This is a genomic window from Maribellus maritimus, from assembly GCF_022267315.1.
Classification (GTDB): domain Bacteria; phylum Bacteroidota; class Bacteroidia; order Bacteroidales; family Prolixibacteraceae; genus Draconibacterium; species Draconibacterium maritimum.
Genome location: NZ_JAIKLE010000020.1, coordinates 24,574 through 43,961, shown reverse-complemented (window position 1 = coordinate 43,961; position 19,388 = coordinate 24,574). Strand labels below are relative to the sequence as shown.

Below are 19,388 nucleotides of genomic sequence, written 5' to 3'. Positions count from 1 at the left end.
ATATGAAAAAGATATTAGGATATTCAATATTGATGTTGACGCTTATTTTAGCAACAACATCATGCGACGATATTCTCGACCAAAAAGCGGTAGATGCTTTTAATGAGGAATCTGTATTTCAAGATATAAATCTAACAAAAGCTTTTCTTGGAAAATGTTATGACTACATTGGAGGAGATGACAATGATGGCAGCAACAATGCCACACTGGGATTAAGAGAAGACATCCTTGCCGGGGCAACCGATGAGTGTTTGTGTATTCACAGACCCGGAAGTTATCCGTCGATAAAAGGAATTATGACCCCGGATGAATTGGGACATTTTGGGGGCTGGCGTTTTAGCTGGGTGACCTGGCGCCTGTACAACAACATTAAGAACGTTAACCTTTTCCTTGCTAATGTTGACGAGGTCCCAACTGAGACCAATGATGAAGCAGACCAACTTGCGATAATGAAAGGAGAAGCTTATTTTATCCGTGCCTTTGATTTTGCTAATCTGATGCGTTCATACGGTGGCGTAGTTTTAACTACAGACGCCTTTGAACTGGAGCAGGATTTTCTTTCGATCCAAAGATCTTCCATTGATGAAACTCTTGCACAAATCCTTGATGATTGTGACAAAGCTATTGCCGCGTTACCTGAAAGTGGAATGGAACAGGGACGTGCGACAAAAGGGGCTGCAGCTGCATTAAAATCAAGAATATTGAGCTGGAGCACCGGTGAATTAATGAATGGTGGTTATGAGCCTTCCAATCCACTTGTCTCTTTCCAGTCTGGCACACGTACACAAAGACTTGAGGCGGCTAAGACAGCGGCTAAAGCAATTATAGACGGAACTTATGGCTTTTATTCCTTAACAGGGACGACAGATGATCCTCCGGCAAATATGACAAAGGAAGACATCATGGCCTATGCTGAAAATTTTGAAAGTATTTTTACGCAAAGGGGAACGTGGAATAATGAATCTATCTGGGGCATTCAGTACTTACAAGCTCAGGGTAACAGAACCACTCAGAATAGATGGTGGGGACCTAATGGATACCACAACTGGGGGAACAATGGCCCGGTTGAGCCTCTTGTAAGAAAATTTGAAATGGCTGACGGAACCCCGTTTGTTTGGGACAAATACAATCCGGGAGATGAATTTGTACGCGAAGCAACAGCAGCGGAACTGGAAGCTGATCCTGAAATCAATCCTTATGTTGGAAGGGAACCACGGTTTTATGCCACGGTTTTATACGATGGTGCAGAATGGCAGGCACGTTCGGAAACCAATGGTCTTGTACAGGTAAGTTATTATATTTCAGGTAGTGATACTACTTCAGGAATTGATACCCGTCAAAGCTACATTGAATCATGGAATGGTACAAAAACAGGATACTATCTCAAAAAATATCAGGATCCGGCAACCGAAGGGCAATATTATAATAATGAAAATGCCTGGATTGAAATGAGATATGCAGAAGTCCTTATGGATTATGCCGAAGCCTGTATCGAATTAGGCGAAGTTGAAGAAGGTATGAACGTGGTAAATATGATTCGTAATCGTGCCGGATTACCAGACCGTGATGTTTCAACTAATCAGGAGCAGGCACGTGAATGGTACAGACATGAACGCCAAATTGAATTCTACGGAGAGGGTGATCGTTGGTATATGATGCGTAAATGGATGATTGCAGATGAAGTGATCAAAAATGTTTATCCAATGTACATATACCATTATGACGATGGTAGTTCAAAATGGGTTTACAGCACTGACGAAAGTGTTGATGACAGAGCATGGATAGACACCAATTATTGGTTACCACTTTCACGTACTGAAACGAACAAGGCGCCACAACTACAACAAAATCCTGGATATGAATAGATAATGATAGTTAAGTTTGGTTAGTTTAAAAAAGACCGATTCTTAAAAGAATCGGTCTTTTTTAAACCTTCTTGAATAAAAAACCTGCTAAAATAACCTGAACGACGAACTTTAAAAAACTATAAATACCTAAATCCAACATTTTAAATACCTGATATATGACACGAATAAAACTTTCGTCGATGATGTTTTTACAGTATATGATGTATGCTGTCTGGTGGGTTCCGCTAGCCGCCTATTTAACCAACCTTGGGGTAGGAAGCACCGAAAAAGCACTCATCTTAAGTTCAATGGCGCTCGGCTGTATTCTTTCTCCTGTAATCGGCATGATTGCCGACCGATTTTTTGCCGGGCAAAAGGTCTTGGCCGGCCTTAACATCATCAATGCAATAATGCTATTCCTTGCCGGAACTACTAATAATTCCGACCTGCTGTTTGTTTATCTTCTGATTGCCATGTTTGGTTACATGCCTACATGGGGACTAACCAGCTCAATATCAATGGCTCATTTGTCGTCAGAAGAATTTCCAAAAGTTCGCGTATTTGGTTCTATCGGATGGGTAGCGTCAGGTATATTTAGTATTATTTTTATCAAATTCTTTAACATCGATTTTGACGGAACAAATATTCCGTTTTATTGTGGTGCCGGAGTTAGTTTACTGGCTGCCGCTACTAATTTCACTTTACCTAACACACCTCCTCAGGCAAAAAAAGAAAAAATATCATTTATCGAGATCTTTGGGTTGGGAACATTAAAAATGATGAGGGATCGAAACTTTGCTATTTTTATTATTTTCTCATTCATTTCCATGATCCCTTTCGCCATGTATTATTCCTTCTTCTCTGAATTTCTGTTACACATCAATACAAAATATATTTCAGTAACCATGAATTGGGGAATTCTGGCTGAAATGGGATTTCTTTTATTGGTCTCACCGGCAATCAAAAAACTGGGACTACGAAAAGTGATGATTTTGGGATTGGTTGCCCTCACCATTCGTTACCTGGCATTTTATGCCGGGGGTGTAATCAGCCAAAGCTGGATGTATTATATTGGAATACTGATTCACGGACTAATTTTTGGTTTTTTCTATGTTGGCGGACAAATTTACATCGACAAAAAAGCACCGGCGGAGTTAAAATCTCAGGCTCAGGGATTTATATTCCTTGTTACCTTTGGAGTCGGATTGCTGGCGGGTAATTTTATTTGTGCGCATATTATTGATTTTTTCAGAGTTGAAGGCGCAACAAACTGGAATGGCATTTGGGGAGTTACCACTTTACTTTCGGTAAGTACATTACTTCTTTTTGTATTATTATTCAAAAACAACATCAGCAAAAAGTAAAATGAATGCTGCCAGCTCCTTTAATCCCTTTTATACATGTATTAAAAAGGATTGATTGATACCTGCGCATAAAATAAAAAATTGTTGTGGATACACAATCTAATGATTTGAGTAAGCGAAAATATTGCAAATATTTTTGTAATAAATTTCTCATTACAAACTAAAAATTTATTACACAAAATAATTGATAAACAACAGAATACCGGATATAAAAATAACATAGATTATCTATTGTAAATTACATTCGTTTTCTTATCTTTATAGAAGTAAAACCGTAAATAAACCTAAACCATTATGATCACCGAACTGTAACATAAAAATTATTCAGACTCTTTTATATTTCATTTAAGAATTTTTAATCGCCCATTTTTATTTAGTATTCTAAACTCACATGTATTACCGAAATTTAGTCCAAACAAATATTTTGTTGTTCCAATTATTTTACACCTCATTGTGTATTGTTTTAATAGGATTTTCATGTAAACTCAACGTTCAAAATGATGTCATTAATGATGAAATCGTACTTCAAATAGACTCATTTAAAATAACAAAATACGAATTTGAAAAAAATAAAAAACGTGCAATCGAAAGTAAAACGTTTGGAAACACTAATGTCTGGAGTGAACAATATATTAATAATGCCTATCTCCTGACTGATGCCTATAATGAAAAGTATGATACAATTTCTGCAATCAACAAAAAAGTAAACTATGCCGCACGAACAATGCTGGGGCAATATAAAGGATATTTATGGAATAAAATCGAGGAACCTAAACTTATCTTTACAAAAAAGGAAATTAAAAACATTCATAAAAAACAAAACAAAACATTTGAACTTGAGTATTTTATTTTCCCTGATTCTGATTCCTTTTACTCAATCTTCGAAAATGATATCGCCATCAAGACAAAAGCTGACTTTCTCAAAGTAGTAGAAATGTGCAAAACAAGTACAATCAAACATAAACACATTCAACTGCTTTATCCTTTTAACGAACTCGAACCTGTTAAAGACTTTATATATTCTTTAGACAATGAAGATGCAGCCAAAATTTCACTTGATGATAATAAAATTCTGGTTGTTTATTTGAAAAAGAAATCAGAAAGAAAACAAAAGGATTTTAAAAGAGAGGAAGAAGCGATAAAACTTAGGTATACACATTTAAAAGAAAGACAAATTGTTAACAACAAAAGAGATTTTATTTACGGCAAAGCTGATATCAACATCAACAAAAAAGTTAAGGACAAAATATTTAGGAAAATTAAAGAGTCATCGCGCGCTGAAGAAAATACATCTTTTTCTACTGATACAATTTTGACATACAACCAAAACAATGAAACAAAAGCTCTTTTAGCTTCTGATTTTTTCGATTATTATTACAACAACCCTCTTACTCCAATTATTACAAATAATGCTACCCTGGAAGAAACGCTTAAACAGATAGTACTGGAACAATACCTTTATTTCGAGTGTGTCAATTTGGGCATCACAAATTCAAAAGAGTTCCTTTTGGACAAAAAAAATTATAAAAATAGTCTTGTTCTGGAAAAATATATAGAAGACAATTTTCTCTCAGAAGAAATTCATCACAAAGAATTATCTGAATACTACAATAACAACAAAAATAGTTTCACAACATGCCGAAAATGCTCGGTCTGCATTTTAACTTTTAAAAACACAAATTCTGCTATATCACACGTATTTCAACTCGATAAAATCGCTACCCAGGGAGGGATTAAAAACCAATCTGATACAATATTGATGAATTTGGATTCGTATCAAAAGGAAGTTGCTATCGACATATCAGACAAAAAATATTCACCAGAAATTATAGAAAAACTATTTACAGCAGATTTAAACAAACGAATTGGACCAATAGAATTCAATAATAAAGCTATTGTGCTTGTCAAAACAAACGAGTTTGGTAAAGAAATTTTGCCTTTTGAAATCGCAAGAAAAAAAATAAAAAAGCAATTAGTGACAGCCAAAATGGAAAAATTAAAAACAAACAGACTAAGAATACTAAAAAATAAATATCCTATAGCAATTAATACTATCAAACAATAATGGAAGAGAGCTATTCTTATTTTTATTTTAAACAACAAATTAAAACAACTACTTATGAAAAAAATAATTTTTATTATTTCAGTTTTTACCATTTTTTTAATGGTTTCTAAGCAAAGTTCAGCATATAGCGGATGGGTTGAATGCGATGAAGCCGCAGGCGATCCTTATCAAATTACTGTAAGTTATCATGCTGGAGGAAATGTACACTATACTCTATTTGTCGACCATGGGGCTGCATATGTAGGTGTACCAAATCAGTATGATTCAATTTATGATGAAGATGGTTCAACTACAAAACTTGGAGTTTTCCATGACGTTGCATGGCCAGGCGGTTCTCTTGAACCAGATAATTTATTTCTTACTGCTTGTCATTTGGGGAATAATGAGAATGGTTATGCCAAAGTAACCGCAACCTGGTAATTATATTCACACGAAGCTCTCTTCTATTTTACTCCTGCTAACATAACTGTTTTTTTCTCTGAAAATCTGTCAGTGTAAAAAATCCTGATAGATTATATTTTACTTACACCATACACAGCACAACCTGACAACCAGACACTTGAAATAAAAAAAATGACAGTTTTTTTGCTCTGGTATTTTTTTTGTTTAAAAAAACGTGAAACAAAAAAATAACGTTCATTAAATTGTTTAACCATTAAAAGAACAGGAGGAATAAGTCATGTTAGCAAAAAGATCAGAAGATTATTTTCCATCTATCTTTGACCGTTTTTTTAACAACGATTTGATGGATTGGAATCTTACAAATTACTCAAGCACCAATACATCGTTGCCGGCTGTAAATGTTAAAGAAACCGAAGATGAATTTAGTATCGAAGTAGCGGCACCGGGAATGACAAAAAAAGATTTTAACATTAGTTTTCATAACAATGTGTTAACAATCTCTTCGGAAAAAAAAGATGAGAAAAAAGAAAAAAAGGAAAATTATTCTCGCAGGGAATTTTCGTACCAGTCATTCCAGCGCTCTTTCACTGTTGCTGATAACGCGGTTGACAGCGATAAGATTTCGGCAAAATATGCCGAAGGTATTTTAACCATCACTCTTCCAAAACGTGAAGAAGTGAAGCCAAAACCACTCAAAGAAATTAAAATATCATAAGGAGTCATCGAATCACCCGGTTTATCACCGGGTGATTTTTTATGTCCAAGCACAGCTTAAATATTTTAAAACAAGTTGCGCTTCAATCCTTTGATAAAAAAATGTTAAAGGCTGTGTTTGAAAAGAACAGAAAAGTATATTTGACGGTTTTAATGATTAAATTTCCATTGAAATGAGTAGAATTTTTGGTGAATTTTCAGGAAAGATTTACTTAATATATTTTAACAAAATATAAGGCTTTTTATCTTTGCAAACATTTAAATTCGTGCTTCGAATTTTGGAACACAAAATTTTAAAAGAAAAGAGAGGCAATTAATCTGCTGATTATTTTTCTTTTTTTCATTCCGTAATTCAGAACTCAAGTTTGAGAAAACGAATAAAATAGTAAAAACATAACACTACAAATAATATGGATCAGGCAGTTGATATTAAGGAATTAAACGAAAGAATTCAAAACGAGAGTTCATTTGTCGACATGGTGACGATGGAAATGAACAAAGTTATTATTGGTCAGAAACATTTGGTAGAAAGTCTTTTAATCGGATTGTTATCCAACGGGCACATTCTTTTGGAAGGTGTTCCGGGCCTTGCAAAAACACTCGCGATAAAATCACTGGCTCAAACCATCAGCGCAAAATATTCGCGTATTCAGTTTACACCCGATTTACTTCCGGCCGACTTGCTTGGTACGATGATTTACAGCCAGAAAAAGGAAGAATTCACCATAAAAAAAGGACCGATTTTCGCCAACTTTATTTTAGCTGACGAGATAAACCGTGCACCCGCAAAAGTTCAGTCTGCTTTACTGGAAGCAATGCAGGAACGTCAGGTAACCATCGGTGAAAATACATTTAAACTGGATGAACCATTTTTGGTTATGGCAACGCAAAACCCTATAGAACAAGAAGGTACTTATCCCCTTCCCGAGGCGCAGGTTGACCGCTTCATGCTGAAAGTAGTTATCAACTACCCAAAAAAAGAAGAGGAAAAACAAATTATCAATCAAAACCTTTTAAAACAATTTCCTGAGACCTCAACAATATTAAAACCCGAAGATATTATCAAAGCCCGTGGGGTAGTGAAAGATGTTTATATGGATGAAAAGATTCAGAAATATATTGTTGACATCGTTTTTGCAACTCGTGAGCCCGTTGAGTACAAACTGGAAAAATATGCAGATATGATTTCTTACGGCGCTTCGCCAAGGGCCGGAATCAGCCTGGCGCAAGCGGCAAAAGCATTTGCTTTCATCAAGCGCCGTGGCTATGTAATTCCTGAAGATGTGCGTGCCGTGTGTCCTGATGTATTGCGTCACAGAATAGGGCTTAGTTACGAAGCAGAGGCAAACAACATCACATCAGAAGAAATTATTACGGATATTTTGAATGTAATAGAGGTACCATAAAAAAAGCCCCCTCTGACTCCCTGCATCAGGGAGCACAAGAGAAAAAACAATTCAAAAATGAATTACTTGAATAAAATATTTGTTTTTAACTTTTCCCTTTTAAGGGAAATTCCGAAGAGAAAGGGGGCCTCTTATGGAAGCAACTGAATTATTAAAAAAGGTAAGGCAGATTGAAATTAAAACACGGGGTTTATCGCGAAATATTTTTGCAGGTGAATACCACAGTGCTTTTAAAGGGCGGGGAATGGCATTTTCGGAAGTACGTGAATACCAGTTTGGCGACGATATCCGTAACATCGACTGGAATGTTACGGCTCGTTACAACCATCCGTATGTAAAAATCTTTGAAGAAGAAAGAGAGTTAACCGTAATGCTGCTTATCGACGTAAGCGGTTCGCGTGAATTTGGTTCAGCTGAAAAGCTGAAAAAAAACATCATCACCGAAATATCTGCGATACTTTCTTTCTCTGCAATTCAGAACAATGATAAAATAGGAGTAATTTTCTTTTCAAATACAATCGAAAAATTTATTCCTCCTAAAAAAGGGAAAAGTCACATTTTGCGTATCATACGAGAGTTAATTGATTTTCAACCACAGGAGAAAGGAACTGATATAACAGGTGCAATCCGTTATTTAACCAACGCCATAAAAAAACGTTGTACTGCATTTGTTATTTCTGATTTTATGGATGAAAATCCGGACTTGGACATGGCGCTTTCAATTGCTAACAACAAACATGATGTTGTGGCATTAAAAGTTTACGATGAAAGGGAAAAAGAATTGCCGTCTATCGGAATGATTAAATTAAAGGATGCAGAAACCGGGCAATATGTTTGGGTCGACAGCAGCTCCAAAAGAATCAGAAAAACCTACTCCGATTGGTGGAATAAACATGTTGCACGACTTGATGCGCTATTTAAAAAATGCGGTATCGATTATGCCCGGATAGACACCAACGAAGATTATGTAAAATCTTTAATGACCCTTTTTAAAAAGAGGGCTTTAAAACAATAACTAAATGAAGTTGAGAATAAACATATTATTCTTTTTTACGCTCCTTATTTTTATTTCGGGGCTTACAAACGCACAACAAATAAAGGCAACCGCCAGCCTCGATTCTGCTAACATTCTGATCGGTGACCAGGTAAAACTTTTTCTCGAAATCGATCATCCCAAAAATGTAAAAGTCGAATTTCCGCAGCTACCCGATACGATTCAAAGTTTGATTGAAGTACTGGAGCGATCAAAAGTGGACACTTTTGAAATGGACAGCGAGGAATTGATGAAGCAGATTCAATCTTATACCATAACAAGTTTTGATAGTGGAAGTTACCGTATCCCCCCCTACTGGTTTACTTTTGAAATGGATGGCCTGGTTGACTCTGTTCCAAGCAATGGTGTAACACTGAATGTATATAGCATGACTGTAGACACCACTAAAGGGCCGACTGACATAAAAATGCCATACAGCGCGCCTTTATCTTTAAAGGAAGTTATTCCCTATATTTTAGGAGTAATTTTAATTGGGGCAATTATTTTTCTGGTTTTATATTCCATCAAAAGAAAAAAGAAAAACAAACCCATTTTTACACGGCCTCAAAAACCCCAAGAGCCAGCGCACATAGTCGCTCTTCGGGAACTTGACCGGATAAAAAATGAAAAGCTCTGGCAAAAAGATAAAACCAAACAGTATTACAGCGAAGTAACTGATACATTGCGCGAATACATTGAAGACCGGTTTGAAATTTCTGCAATGGAACAAACCACCGATGAAATACTTACCAGCTTCAGAAACCGAAAAGGTTTGTTGGGAGAAAAATCGTTTAATAATCTTAGCCAAATATTATCACTGGCCGATTTGGTAAAATTTGCAAAATACAAGCCGCTTCCCGATGATGATAATCTAACATTGGTAAACTCCTACTTTTTTATAAACGACACAAAAAAGGAGGAACCTAAAAAAGAAGTAAAAGAGGATAAGGAAGACGATGAAAATGTTGAAGAAGTTGATATAAAATAAGAGAGGATGTTTGAAGGACTAACATTTAAAAACCCGGAATTTTTTTATTTGGCATTGGTAATATTGCCAATGGCCGCCTGGTACATTTTCAGACAGAAAAGAAATACGGCGAGTATTCAGATTTCGTCGACAGCCTCCGTTTTTAAGGCGCCTAGAACCATAAGACATTACCTGCGGCATCTTGTTTTTCTGTTACAGATTATTGCCATAGCTTTTTTAACGGTAGTTTTGGCACGTCCGCAATCGTCAAGCAACTGGGAAAATGTAACAACTGAAGGTATCGATATTGTTATTGCGCTCGATATATCAAGTAGTATGCTCGCCCGCGACTTTACTCCCGACCGTTTGGAGGCAGCCAAAAATGTGGCAATGGAGTTTATATCCGGAAGAGAGTATGATCGCATGGGTCTGGTCGTTTTTGCAGGAGAAGCATTTACTCAGTGTCCGTTAACCACTGATCGGGCAGTCTTGTTAAATCTGTTTAAAGATCTTCAAAGTGGAATGATAGAAGATGGAACTGCAATTGGAAACGGACTGGCAACTTCTGTGGCCCGGTTAAAAGACAGCGAAGCCATTAGCCGGGTTGTGATTCTTCTTACCGATGGAGAAAACAACAGTGGCGAAATTGCTCCGGTAACAGCAGCGGAAATTGCAAAAACCTATGGAATCCGAGTTTACACGGTGGGAGTCGGCTCCATCGGAACAGCCCCCTACCCTGTTCAAACACCCTACGGAATACAACTTCGCGATATGGAAGTAAAAATTGACGAAGAAACGTTACAGGAAATTTCGACCATTACCGACGGTAAATATTTTAGGGCAACCAGCAATAATAAACTGGAAGAGATTTACAAAGAAATCGACGCACTTGAGAAATCAAAAATTGAAGTACGCGAATTCAGCCGGAAGTCAGAGGAGTTTCTGCCGTTTGCTGCGGCGGGACTACTTTCTTTGATTTTAAGTCTTATTTTGCGAACAACTGTATTTAGAAGTATCCCATAAAAATGGAAAGCATGGAAATGTTCAGATTTGGAAATATGGAGTATTTGTGGGGATTGTTAATCATTCCTTTATTGGCCGTTATTTTTATCTGGTCGAGAATTGCCCGGAAAAAAGCCCTGAAACGTTTTGGCGAACAACAAATATTAAAACAATTGATGCCTTTTTCTTCAAAAGGAAGACCCGTTTTTAAATTTTTTGTACTGATGCTGGCTTTGGCATTTATTATTACTGGAATGGCGCGCCCCCAGTTTGGTTCAAAGCTCAAAAAAGTTAAACGTGAGGGAATTGAACTCATTATCGCTTTGGATGTTTCAAACAGCATGATGGCAGAAGATATTCAACCCAATCGTCTGGAACGGGCAAAAAGAGCCATTTCCAGGTTAATAGACCGTTTAAACGATGACAAAATTGGTTTAATAGTTTTTGCCGGTGATGCTTACACACAACTCCCCATTACCAGTGACTATAATTCAGCCAAGCTGTTTTTGAACTCTGTCAGCACAGAAATTGTACCCAAACAGGGAACTGCAATTGGTGCCGCTATTAACCTGGCTGCAAACTCGTTTACTCCCAGCTCGGAAGCAAACAAAGCAATTGTAATTATTACCGATGGTGAAAACCACGAAGATGACGCTGTTTCCGCAGCAAAAGATGCCGTTGACAAGGGAATAATTGTACATACTATTGGGATGGGACTTCCGCAAGGTTCGCCAATTCCGGTAATACAAAACGGCCAGAAAGATTATATGAAAGACAGGGATGGCAAAGTTGTTGTAACAAAATTGAACGAGCAGATGCTGGAACAAATCTCTGCTTCCGGCAACGGAATATACGTGAGGGCCAACAACGCGCAGGTAGGATTAAATGCTCTGTTCGACGAAATAAATAAAATGGAAAAAGAAGAAATGGAATCCAGGGTTTATTCGGAATACAACGACCAATTCCAGTATTTCTTTGCCGTTGCGCTATTTTTGATATTGTTTGAATTTATTATTCTGGAAAGAAAAAATAAATATTTGAAAAACATACGATTGTTTTCAATAAAGTGAGGAAAAGATGAAACAAATAATTTTAACAGCAATGATGTTGACTTCTATTAGTATTCTGGTTTCGGCGCAGAATGAAAGGAAGTTTGTGAGGAATGGAAATAAATTATTTATGGAAGCTGTGAAAGATACCTCGCGGCTTGATACCACAAAATTCAGCAATGCAGAAACAGAGTATCGAAAAGCATTGAATAAAAAACCGGCAGATACAAAATGGAATTTCAATCTTGCGGATGCTTTATACAAACAAATGCGTTTTGATGAAGCGTCGTCAAAGTTTAATGAACTGGCTGACAAAATGGAGACACCCGAAGAAAAAGCACGGGCGTTGCACAATGTAGGAAACAGCCAGTTGATGCAACAAAAGTTAGATGAAAGTATTGAGGCATATAAAGAAGCCCTGAGAAATAATCCAAACGATTTGGATACAAAATACAATCTCGCTTATGCCCAAATGTTAAAGCAACAGCAGCAAAACCAGCAGAATCAGGATCAGAATAAAGATCAAAACAAAGATCAGCAGAATCAGGATCAGCAAAACAAAGATCAAAATCAGGATCAGAATCAGGATCAAAATAAAAACGATCAGAATAAACAGGATCAACAAGATCAGCAAAATCAACAGAACCAACAGAACCAACAAAATCAGAATAAAGACCAGCAACAGCAGCAACAACAGCAGCAACAAAATAAAATTTCAAAAGAGAATGCGGAACAGTTACTGCAGGCTCTGCAAAACGACGAAAAAGACATTCAGGAAAAAGTAAAAAAAGCAAAAGCTGCCAAAGCAAAACGGACAAGAGTTGAAAAAGAATGGTGATTGGAAGGATAAAAGATATCGAATTAAAAAACTTAGAATAATTAGAATACTTTTGCAGAATTCAATAAAAAAATGAGTAAAAAATTAGCAACATATCTTCTTTTCTTTTTTGTGATTTTTGCTGCACGTGCAGAAGACACCCGTTTTATTATGTCGGCACCCAATGCTGTGGAAATGGGAAAACAATTCCGGCTTTCCTTCACGCTTAATGAAAGGGGAACCAACCTTAAACTTCCGGCGGGCCTTACCGATAATTTTGAGGTTTTAATGGGACCAAGTACCGGACAGTCGACCAGTATCAGAACGATAAACGGAAGAACGACTTCAGAGGTAACTTTTTCTTACACATACATTCTCAGGGCAAAAAAAGAGGGGAAATTTGAAATTCGCCCGGCCTCTATCGAAGTAGGAGGTAAAGTATTTGAGTCAAACAATCTGGAAATTCAAGTCGTAAAAGCACAAAGCCAGCCGGCGCAACCGCAAAGCGGAAACAGCGGAAGTTCAAATCAGCAGTCAGAGTCGGTTGATTTGGGAAAAGACAATTTGTTTGTAAAAGTTGAAATGAGCAAAACCAGTGTTTACCGGGGAGAACAAATAATTGCAACTGTAAAATTATACGTTAATCCTAATATTCCCATTTCAGGTTTTGAGGAAGTAAATTTACCTACCTACGAAGGTTTTTATACACAAGACATTGAAATTCCGCAGCAAATCAATTTTACCCGCGAAGTATACGACAATAAAATTTACCAGGTAGGAATATTAAAGAAAACGATATTGTTCCCGCAGCAGAACGGAAGATTGACGGTTGAACCTTTCAACATGTCACTACTGGTTCAGCAAAGAGTAAAACAACGCAGCTTTTTCGACGATTTTTTTAGCGGGCTTCGAACCGTGCGAGCTACAGTTACCAGTTCTCCTGTTTCAGTAAACGTTAAAGACCTGCCGCCTGCTCCCGCCAATTTCATGGGTGGTGTTGGAAGTTTTAATGTTTCTTCGAGTATAAGCGGCCAAGATGTAACCACCAACGACGCTGTAACTTTAACCTTAAAAGTTAGCGGGACAGGTAACATACGACTCATCCAAAGTCCTGAATTACAACTTCCAACGGATTTTGAGGTTTATGACCCTCAATCAACAGATAATGTAAATGCTACCAATAATGGTGTTACGGGTACAAAAACCATTGAATATTTATTTCAACCGCGTTTTGAAGGTGATTACACTATCCCGTCGATAAAATTTGCATATTTTAATCCTGCCTCCGGTTCCTATGTTACCAAATCAACCGATGAATATGATCTTCATGTTGTAAAAGGTTCTGACGAGCAATCGGCAACTGTAGTAAGTTCGCTTAGAAAAGAGGATGTTCAGCTCATTGGTCAGGATATCCGCTTTATCAAACAAGGTGATGCATCGCTAAATAGTAAAGGATTTACATTTTTTGGAACAATTGGCTTTTACTCGATGTATGCCGGCAGCGGTATTTTGTTTTTAATTCTGTTCTTGGTATACAGGAAAAAAGCCCGGGAGAATGCGAATATAGCGCTTATGCGGAACAAAAAAGCAAACCGTGTAGCTACAAAACGGTTAAAAGCAGCTGCAGGTTATATGAAACAAAATAACAACGAGGCTTTCCACGATTCGATATTAAAAGCATTCTGGGGATATTTAAGCGATAAACTTGGAATTCCTGTAGCCGACTTAAATCGTGACTCAGCTGTAGCAAGTTTAACAAACAAAAATGTTGAACAGCAAATTATTAACGATTTTGTTGAAGTAGTAGACCAATGCGAATTTGCCCGCTATGCACCTGCCGGTGGTGCCGAAGCAAGAAGCGAATTGTATAACAAAGCGGAATCGACAATGAGTCGTTTGGAAAAACAAATTAAACGCTAGAAAAGATGAAAAAATACATTTTTCTGATACTATTCATATTTCCTGCATCACTGTTTGCACAGGAAGATAATAATGCACAATTGTGGGAAAAAGCAAACGCGTTTTACACCACAGAAGAATACCAACAGGCCATTTCGTTGTATGAACAAATTTTAGACTCAGGTGAAGAGTCGGCCAAATTGTATTTTAATTTAGGAAATGCCTATTACAAGGCTGGTGATGTAAATAATGCTATTTTGAATTATGAAAGAGCAAAATTACTGGCTCCAAACGATGAAGATATTGATTTCAACCTGCAAATTGCCAACCAGTTTGTGGTTACCAGCATTGATGAGTTACCCAAACCTTTTTTTGTTCGATGGAAACAGTCGGTTGTCAATTTGTATCCCGCCGATACGTGGTCATTGATTAGTGTTTCGGCATTTGTGTTATTTCTTGTTTTACTTGGACTTTATCTTTTTGGGCGTTCCATCTCGGTTCGCAGATTATCGTTTTGGATTGGTATTCTGGCTGTAATATTTTCAGGTTTTACATTTTCTTTTGCATCGATTCAAAAAAATAAAATAAAAACCCGGAATCATGCAGTTGTTTTTTGCCCGCGGGTAACTGTAAAAAGCTCACCCGCACAAAACGGTACTGATTTGTTCCTGATTTACGAAGGTTTGAAGGTGGAAATAACGGACAGTCTCAGCACCTGGAAAGAAATCAGGCTTTCCGACGGAAATGAAGGATGGTTGCCGGATTCCTGCATCGTTAAAATTTAATTTCTTAAAATTTAATTTACCCAAACTTGTTTACCTGCATTTATACAGGTAACTTTAATCCTATTGCACAAAGCAAAAATAAATCAAATTATGGAAAGTGATTTTAAACTGGCTGTCCTTATTGATGGTGACAATATACCTTCAGCATATGTAAAAGAAATGATGGAAGAAATTGCCAAGTACGGAAACCCGACCATCAAAAGAATTTATGGCGACTGGACCATTCCTACTGTAGCAAAATGGAAAAACGTTTTGCTTGAAAATGCCATCAATCCGGTGCAGCAATATGCCTACACAACAGGAAAGAACTCAACTGATTCAGCCATGATTATCGATGCAATGGATATTTTGTACAGTGGTAAGGTTGATGGGTTCTGTCTTGTCTCAAGCGACAGTGACTTCACGCGGCTGGCAACACGGCTGCGCGAAGCAGGTATGAAAGTAATTGGAATTGGAGAAAAGAAAACACCGGAACCCTTTATTGTTGCCTGCGATAAGTTTATTTACATCGAGATTCTAAAAAACAGGGCAAAAGAAAACGAAACCAATTCCACTTCTAATAAAACAAGTAGAAAGAACGATTATGACAAAATAACTCCGAAAGTTGTAAAACTCATTTCTTCAACAATCTCAGACCTGGCTGAAGACGATGGCTGGGCTTTTTTGGGTGATGTAGGCAGTTTACTTCAGAAAAAACAACCCAACTTCGACTCGCGAAATTACGGTTTTGAAAAACTCACCCCCCTCATCAATTCGATTGGAAAGTTCGAAATTGAACAACGTGACAGTTATAAAGGAAAATTTAAACTGATTTACGTCCGAAACAGGAAAAAGTAGAAATTACAAGCTATTTTATTACATTAGCCCTACAAACATTCAAAATATCTTATGCATCGCCTAAAATCTTTATTGGTAATTTCAGTTCTGCTCCTGGGAATTTCCGACCTCAGCTTTGGTAAAAAAAATGAAAAGAAAGTTGAAGCACTTCCTGACACTTCGGCCTACAGTAATTTAAAATACAGGAATATTGGCCCATTTCGTGGTGGCCGTTCTGCTGCTGTTTGCGGCGTAACCAATAATCCTGACGTATACTATTTCGGGGCCACTGGTGGTGGCGTCTGGAAAACTGAAGATGCAGGCCAAAACTGGAAAAATGTAAGTGACGGATATTTTGGAGGAACAATTGGGGCAGTTACGGTCGCTCCGTCAAACGACAATATTATTTATGCAGGCGGAGGTGAAGTAACCGTGAGAGGAAATGTATCGCACGGTTATGGCATCTGGAAATCAATGGATGCCGGAGAAACCTGGAAATACACGGGGTTAAAAGAAGGACAGTATATTCCTCGGATCCGCGTTCATCCGGAAAATCCGGACCTTGTTTATGCTGCTGTTTTAGGGCACGTATTCGGGCCAAACGAAGAACGTGGAATCTATCGCTCAAAAGATGGAGGAAAAAACTGGGAAAAAATACTTTTTGTAAGTGAAGATGCCGGCGCGGTAGACCTGGTTCTCGACCCATTTAATCCGCTTGTAATTTATGCATCAACCTGGAAAGTAAGACGAAAACCTTACACCCTGGAAAGCGGCGGGGAAGGTTCGGCACTTTGGAAAAGTACAGATGGCGGAGATTCCTGGCAAAATATCAGCGACAGCAAGGGACTCCCGCAAGGAACACTCGGTATAATCGGCGTTACTGCATCGCCTGCAAAACGAAACCGGATTTGGGCTATTATTGAAGCGGAAAATGGCGGAGTATTTCGTTCCGACGATGCAGGAAAAACATGGACAAAAACAAACGAAGACCGAAATCTGCGTCAGCGTGCATGGTACTACACCCGGATCAATGCCGACACACAAAATGAAGACATAGTTTATGTTTTGAATGTGGGTTTCTGGAAATCGAAAGATGGAGGAAAAACATTTGAATCAATAAGAACACCTCACAGCGATCATCACGATTTGTGGATTAACCCGGAAAACAACAGCCAAATGATAATTGGCGACGATGGAGGTGGCCAAATCAGTCTCGACGGAGCTCATAACTGGTCGACAATGGACAACCAGCCTACCGCACAATTTTACAGGGTCATCACCGATAATCATTTCCCATACCGGATTTACGCTGCGCAACAAGATAATTCAACTGTTCGAATCCAACACCGTAGCTTATCAGGTGGAATTTCAGAAGACAACTGGGAATCTACTGCTGGTGGAGAAAGTGGTTTTATTGCACCCGATCCCAAAAATTCTGATATTGTTTACGGAGGGTCATACGGTGGATATTTGGTTCGTCACAATCATAAAACCGGAGAAACGAGAATGATTGATGTTTGGCCTGACAATCCGATGGGTTGGGCTGCAAAAGATATTAAATATCGTTTCCAATGGAATTACCCGATTTTCTTTTCCGTTCACGACCAAAATGCGCTCTATTGTGCAGCCAACGTTCTTTTCAAAACAACCAATGAAGGGCAAAGCTGGCAACAAATCAGCCCTGATTTAACGCGGAATGATACAACAAAAATGGAGTCGTCGGGGGGGTCTATTACCAAAGACAACACCAGTGTTGAATATTACGGAACTATTTTCGCAGCCTGCGAATCTGTACTGGAACCTGGAGTTATTTGGACCGGAAGCGATGATGGGTTGATTCATGTTACTCAAAATAGTGGCGAAAGCTGGGAAAATGTAACACCACCTGCCTCCATGATGCCCGAATGGACGATGATAAATAGTATTGAACCTCATCCCTATGAAAAAGGAGGTTTGTATGTTGCCGCCACTTCATACAAAAACGATGATTTTACTCCATACCTTTACAAGACGCTGGACTATGGAAAAACCTGGAAGAAAATAACAGACGGTATCCGGAAAGACCATTTCACCCGTGTTATTCGCGCAGATAAAACAAGACCCGGATTACTTTTTGCAGGCACAGAAAGCGGAATGTACATTTCGTTTAACGACGGAGAATTATGGCAACCTTTTCAATTGAATTTGCCTGTTGTTCCCATTACCGACCTGACAATAAAAGACAACGATTTAATTGTTGCAACACAAGGAAGAAGTTTGTGGATTTTGGATGACATTACCACTTTGCAACAACTTACAAAAGAGGTAACTGAGCAAGCTCTTGTACTTTTCAACCAACGTCAATCCTACAAAATATTAACGGGAAGAGGAGGAAATAACAGTGGAGAAAATCCACCTTCGGGTGCTGTTATCGATTTCTGGCTAAAAGACAGAAACGATTCTACTTCAGTGCAAATGGAAATTCTGGACAAAAACAAAAACCTGATATATACTTTTAAAAACAATGTTTCGGAAAAAGAATTAAAAGATAATCTGGCACTTGGAAAAATAGAAGTTGAGAAAGGATTGAACCGTTTTGTTTGGAATCTGCGCTATCCAAATGCCAAAGGATTTCCGGGGCTCATTATGTGGGGCGGAAGTCTGCGGGGGCCGGTGGCTATTCCCGGAGTATATTATGCAAAACTTACTGTTGACGGAATTTCTGAAGAAAAATCGTTTGGCATTTTACCTGTTCCAAACTATAGTGCCACACAGGAAGATTACCAGGCTCAGTTTGATTTTCTGCTTGATGTGCGTGATAAACTAACAGAAACACACCAGTGTATTCTGGATATTCGTGAAGCACAGAAACAATTAACCCACATAAAGGAAAAGGTTGATAAAGAAGAAAATGCAGCAATTCTGGAACAGATAAAAACAATATCGGCAAAGATGGACAGTATCGAAAAAGCACTTTACCAAACCCAAAACAAAAGTCCGCAGGACCCGTTGAATTTTCCAATTCGACTAAATAACAAACTCGCGGCTGTTGCGGGTATTGTCGCCTCAAGCGATGCACGACCAACCGACCAATCGATTGCTGTAAAAACCGAATTAACAGCCAAAATTGATAAGGAACTGGCTGCATTCAAAAAAATTAAGGATGAAGAAATTCCTAAATTGAATGATCAGGTTTGGGATGCTAAAATTCCGGCAGTGCAAATTAAAGAGTAACATCTGGAA

At 38.0% G+C, this 19,388-nt stretch carries 15 protein-coding genes; all 15 read left to right on the top strand.

Annotated features, from left to right (window positions below):
* Window positions 1-2: 2 nt before the first annotated feature.
* Entirely contained in the window at window positions 3-1,865 is a 1,863-nt protein-coding gene (locus tag K5G00_RS17450) for a RagB/SusD family nutrient uptake outer membrane protein (RefSeq protein WP_238767469.1), read from the top strand.
* A gap of 158 nt (window positions 1,866-2,023) precedes the next feature.
* Window positions 2,024-3,211 (top strand): MFS transporter, encoded by a 1,188-nt coding sequence (locus K5G00_RS17445; protein ID WP_238767468.1) that lies wholly within the window; start codon window positions 2,024-2,026, stop codon window positions 3,209-3,211.
* A 427-nt stretch (window positions 3,212-3,638) separates the two neighbouring features.
* A complete protein-coding gene (locus K5G00_RS17440) occupies window positions 3,639-5,276 on the top strand; it encodes a peptidylprolyl isomerase (protein WP_238767467.1) in 1,638 nt (545 codons plus the stop codon).
* A 54-nt stretch (window positions 5,277-5,330) separates the two neighbouring features.
* The gene (locus K5G00_RS17435) at window positions 5,331-5,696 is read left to right on the top strand and encodes a hypothetical protein (RefSeq protein ID WP_238767466.1); all 366 of its coding nucleotides are present in this window, start codon (window positions 5,331-5,333) and stop codon (window positions 5,694-5,696) included.
* 259 nt (window positions 5,697-5,955) lie between these two features.
* Window positions 5,956-6,393, top strand: a complete 438-nt coding sequence (locus tag K5G00_RS17430; protein ID WP_238767465.1) for an Hsp20/alpha crystallin family protein — start codon at window positions 5,956-5,958, stop codon at window positions 6,391-6,393.
* 409 nt (window positions 6,394-6,802) lie between these two features.
* Complete coding sequence (locus K5G00_RS17425) at window positions 6,803-7,798, top strand: AAA family ATPase (protein ID WP_238767464.1); 996 nt, start codon at window positions 6,803-6,805, stop codon at window positions 7,796-7,798.
* Window positions 7,799-7,931: 133 nt separating this feature from the next.
* Window positions 7,932-8,813, top strand: a complete 882-nt coding sequence (locus K5G00_RS17420; RefSeq protein ID WP_238767463.1) for a DUF58 domain-containing protein — start codon at window positions 7,932-7,934, stop codon at window positions 8,811-8,813.
* Window positions 8,814-8,817: 4 nt separating this feature from the next.
* Window positions 8,818-9,819 (top strand): BatD family protein, encoded by a 1,002-nt coding sequence (locus tag K5G00_RS17415; protein WP_238767462.1) that lies wholly within the window; start codon window positions 8,818-8,820, stop codon window positions 9,817-9,819.
* Between the two features lie 6 nt (window positions 9,820-9,825).
* Window positions 9,826-10,821 (top strand): vWA domain-containing protein, encoded by a 996-nt coding sequence (locus tag K5G00_RS17410; RefSeq protein ID WP_238767461.1) that lies wholly within the window; start codon window positions 9,826-9,828, stop codon window positions 10,819-10,821.
* A gap of 11 nt (window positions 10,822-10,832) precedes the next feature.
* Window positions 10,833-11,870, top strand: coding sequence for a vWA domain-containing protein (locus K5G00_RS17405; RefSeq protein ID WP_238767460.1), 1,038 nt, complete (start codon window positions 10,833-10,835; stop codon window positions 11,868-11,870).
* A gap of 7 nt (window positions 11,871-11,877) precedes the next feature.
* Window positions 11,878-12,687, top strand: a complete 810-nt coding sequence (locus K5G00_RS17400; RefSeq protein ID WP_238767459.1) for a tetratricopeptide repeat protein — start codon at window positions 11,878-11,880, stop codon at window positions 12,685-12,687.
* A 72-nt stretch (window positions 12,688-12,759) separates the two neighbouring features.
* Entirely contained in the window at window positions 12,760-14,586 is a 1,827-nt protein-coding gene (locus K5G00_RS17395; protein WP_238767458.1) for a BatD family protein, read from the top strand.
* Window positions 14,587-14,591: 5 nt separating this feature from the next.
* Window positions 14,592-15,350, top strand: coding sequence for a tetratricopeptide repeat protein (locus K5G00_RS17390; RefSeq protein WP_238767457.1), 759 nt, complete (start codon window positions 14,592-14,594; stop codon window positions 15,348-15,350).
* Between the two features lie 90 nt (window positions 15,351-15,440).
* Complete coding sequence (locus K5G00_RS17385) at window positions 15,441-16,187, top strand: NYN domain-containing protein (RefSeq protein WP_238767456.1); 747 nt, start codon at window positions 15,441-15,443, stop codon at window positions 16,185-16,187.
* A 51-nt stretch (window positions 16,188-16,238) separates the two neighbouring features.
* Complete coding sequence (locus tag K5G00_RS17380) at window positions 16,239-19,379, top strand: WD40/YVTN/BNR-like repeat-containing protein (RefSeq protein WP_238767455.1); 3,141 nt, start codon at window positions 16,239-16,241, stop codon at window positions 19,377-19,379.
* Window positions 19,380-19,388 lie beyond the last annotated feature (9 nt).